Raw genomic sequence first — 3,109 nt, 5'->3', positions numbered from 1 at the left:
ACACCATGGCGATGTCGCGCAACGCGATCGCATTGGCGAGGTCGGGCGGCGCCAGCGTCGACAGCACGGCCAGCGCCACCTTGGCGCCGACGCCCTGCACATTGTTCATCAAAAGGCGGAACCACTCGCGCTCGAGCGGGGTCTGAAAGCCGTATAGCCGGATCATGTCCTCGCGCACATAGGTCTCGATGAACAGCACCACCGCCTCGCCGGGGGACGGCAGCGCGGCAAGCGTGCGCGCCGAGCAATGGGCGACATAGCCGACGCCGTGCACGTCCACGACGCAGGAATCCTCGTCGATCTCATCCAGCGTGCCCTTCAGCTTGCCGATCATGTCCTGGCCTTCATGGATGCGTTTCCGGAGAGACGATTTCGAGGTCGGGGAAATAGCTGCGATAGCGAGGAGCGTCGCGCGTCAATAGGCGGTGACCAGCAACGGCAGCATCAGCACCAATGAAAAAATCCGGCAAGGTCCGCTCTCGAACACCGCCGGCCCGCCGATAACGGGAATGTGCCACCCCAGCCAAGAATGCGGCTTCCCAGGGCAAAAACTCGCGATCCATTTCAAGCCTCTCGGCTGCTTTCCTCAGCATTGCTTCGGAAGCAACCAGGGGAGCAAGCTCGGACCAGACGATGCTGTTGATGACCAACGCGCCATCGCGTCGGCAGGAGATAATCGCGGACGAAGACCATTCCGTCAGCGGCCCAGCCGGACCCCAGACGTCAATGAGCACGTTGGTGTCAATCAACGTCGAGATTTTCACGTGGTCCCCTCAACCACTCCATGTACTCGTCCGTCGTCATGCCGCCCAAATCCAGCGTCCCCTCCATCTTGCCGAGGACCTCTTTGAATTTGCGGGCAGCTTCCTCCTCCGAAATGTTTTCGTTGACGGCGACAAGCCGGGCGCCCTCGTCAGTAGCCACGAACTGGACCTCCGAACCCGGGCCTATGCCCAAGTGGTCCCTTATTTGTTTGGGGATCGTGACTTGCCCTTTGGTGGTCACACGCATGGTAATACTCCGAAGGTATTACTTAGTGCGCAAATGAGAACAAGTCAAGAACACTACCCGGCCAGCGCCGCCATTCGGTAGGCGACGCTTTGACGGTGATGCGCATGACATATGGCGATGGCCAGGGCATCGGCGGCATCGTCGGTCTCGAACACCGCTTTCGGCATCAACACTTTCACCATCATATGGATCTGCTTCTTCTCGCCGTGACCGACGCCGATCACCGCCTTCTTGACCGCGTTGGGCGCGTATTCCGCGACCGCCAGCCCGGCGCGCGCCGGCACCAGCATGGCGATGCCGCGCGCCTGGCCGAGCTTCAGCGTCGCTGTGGCATCCTTGTTGACGAAGGTCTGCTCGATCGCCGCCTCGTGCGGCATGGCCTGGTGCAGCACCTCGGCGAGCCCATCATGCAATTGGCAGAGCCTTGTTGCGAGCGGCGCCTTGTCGTCGGAACGCACGGTGCCGGAGGCGACGAAGCGCAGCGAATTGCCGAGGCTCTCGACGATGCCCCAGCCGGTGCGCCTCAGGCCCGGATCGATGCCGATGATGCGAATCGCTTCCCCCATGCGCCAAGTCTAACCGCGGCGCATGGCGATGCCAGTGAATTGTGAACAAACCAGAAACAGCCTGTGCAGGGCGGGGTGCTTCAGAATTCGGTCCGATGAGTCATATGGCGGCGTTTTCAAGAACCGGTGCGGAGCGTGCTTTGGTACGCGAGGACCGGACGCGCAAAAAACGGCGCCAGATGGCCATCAGAGCGTGCGGAGCAGCCTGTTAGCCGCGGGCGAAGGCCGTGTTCAGCAAGCTGATTTGATCGGAGACCGGGTTGGCGCGGCGGGTGGCGGCCGGCGTGTCGTTCATGGCGCCGCCGTAGATCTCCTCGTCCATGCGCTTCACCAGCGCCTGCAGGCGCAGCGACCGGCTCACCAGGTCCAGGAAGTCCTTTGGCAATTCGCTCCAGCCCAGCGCCTCGTCATGCGCGGAGGCGGTATCGAGCCGCACCTTGGATTTTTCCGAGGCGACCTGGTCGCGGGTCATCTCGCCGGAATTGGCCGCGCGCTGCAAAAGCAGCCAGGAGGCGACCTGCATCAGCCTCGTGGTAAGACGCATCGATTCGGCCGCATAGAGCGTCGCCGCCGTGCGCGACAGCTTCTTGGCTTCGAGCCTGCCCTTGCCGTCAAGATATTCGGCCGCCTGTTCGACCAGGCCCATGCCCTCCTGGTAAAGCGGCTTGAAGGATTGGGAGAAAACCCGGCGTTCCGCGAGCTTTATGGTTTTCGCGCTGCCCTTCGAAGGCTCGTTCATCGATACGCCCCTGCACTGCCGCAAGCCGATTCGGCATCCTTGCCGATACGGCCTGCACCCTTAAACGACTGAGGCTTGAAAATGCGCTTCGATGCCCATGAAGGCAAGCGCATGTTTAACAAACGGTTAACGCCGAGGCGCGCTGCCCGCCGGCGGCCAACGGGCAAAAAAAGAGCCGCGGATAAGGCGGCTCTCAGGAGTTTAACAGGGAGGCGTCAAACAAAGTGGCTCCAACCACTCGGTAAGAATCCAGACAAACTGGATGGTCCTAGTAAACGCCTGTAAAGCTTAATGAAGCCTTAACGCCGCGCGGAATTTTCAAGCGAACGGACTTTTCCTGTGCCGGAACGGGACGGCCCGACTCCTCCCGCGCCATCAAGCCCTGGATGCATATGGTGGCGCCGAAACATCGGCCCCGCCGCCGCGACATCGTTTCGAAACACGCTCCGCGCTAAACGCCCGCTCCTCTGGGCTGGCGCAGTCGACGCCGTCACCGATCAAGAAATGCAGGAGCACACCATGGACTGGTATTCGATCGTCAAATTCCTTCACGTCGTCTCGGCCATCCTGTGGGTCGGCGGCGGCTTCGTCCTGTTCCTGCTCGGCGTGCTCGCCGAGCGCGCCGGCAACATCCAGGACAAGCTGCAAGCGATGCGGGCGAGCGGCGAGCTCGGCGGCCGCTTCTTCGCGCCGATGTCGATGCTCACCCTGATTTTCGGCCTGATCATGTGCGGCTTCTGGGTTGGCTTTTCCGACCTGTGGATCATCATCGGCCTTGTCGGCTACGCCACGA

Annotated in this window: 6 protein-coding genes; 1 reads left to right on the top strand and 5 read right to left on the bottom strand. The window is 61.7% G+C overall.

Annotated features, from left to right (window positions below; all coding sequences use genetic code 11):
- The 5 genes from ruvA to EOA75_RS31135 all read right to left on the bottom strand — a co-directional run.
- Window positions 1-334 (bottom strand): Holliday junction branch migration protein RuvA (ruvA, locus tag EOA75_RS31155; protein WP_164747696.1); only part of this gene is annotated, 334 nt, incomplete at its 3' end.
- Between the two features lie 10 nt (window positions 335-344).
- Entirely contained in the window at window positions 345-764 is a 420-nt protein-coding gene (locus EOA75_RS31150) for a type II toxin-antitoxin system VapC family toxin (protein WP_127325971.1), read from the bottom strand.
- Entirely contained in the window at window positions 742-1,011 is a 270-nt protein-coding gene (locus EOA75_RS31145; RefSeq protein ID WP_067319466.1) for an AbrB/MazE/SpoVT family DNA-binding domain-containing protein, read from the bottom strand. Before EOA75_RS31145 ends, EOA75_RS31150 begins: the two co-directional genes overlap by 23 nt.
- Window positions 1,012-1,064: 53 nt before the next feature.
- The gene (ruvC, locus tag EOA75_RS31140) at window positions 1,065-1,577 is read right to left on the bottom strand and encodes a crossover junction endodeoxyribonuclease RuvC (RefSeq protein ID WP_067001770.1); all 513 of its coding nucleotides are present in this window, start codon (window positions 1,575-1,577) and stop codon (window positions 1,065-1,067) included.
- Between the two features lie 208 nt (window positions 1,578-1,785).
- Window positions 1,786-2,316 carry a DUF1465 family protein gene (locus EOA75_RS31135; RefSeq protein ID WP_095824088.1) on the bottom strand — a complete coding sequence of 177 codons (531 nt, stop codon included), beginning with the start codon at window positions 2,314-2,316 and terminating at the stop codon, window positions 1,786-1,788.
- 519 nt (window positions 2,317-2,835) lie between these two features.
- Between EOA75_RS31135 and EOA75_RS31130 the strand changes: the two genes are divergently transcribed.
- On the top strand, window positions 2,836-3,109 hold a 274-nt coding region (locus tag EOA75_RS31130), incomplete at its 3' end, for a DUF2269 family protein (RefSeq protein ID WP_127325969.1).

The organism is Mesorhizobium sp. M1A.F.Ca.IN.022.07.1.1 (assembly GCF_003997575.1).
Classification (GTDB): domain Bacteria; phylum Pseudomonadota; class Alphaproteobacteria; order Rhizobiales; family Rhizobiaceae; genus Mesorhizobium.
This window is presented reverse-complemented; position numbering and strand designations above follow the sequence as displayed.

Excerpts from the sequence above, each read along its gene's own strand:
- EOA75_RS31145 (WP_067319466.1), bottom strand. The coding sequence starts at position 1,011 with ATGCGTGTGACCACCAAAGGGCAAGTCACGATCCCCAAACAAATAAGG.
- ruvC (WP_067001770.1), bottom strand. The coding sequence starts at position 1,577 with ATGGGGGAAGCGATTCGCATCATCGGCATCGATCCGGGCCTGAGGCGC.
- EOA75_RS31135 (WP_095824088.1), bottom strand. The coding sequence starts at position 2,316 with ATGAACGAGCCTTCGAAGGGCAGCGCGAAAACCATAAAGCTCGCGGAA.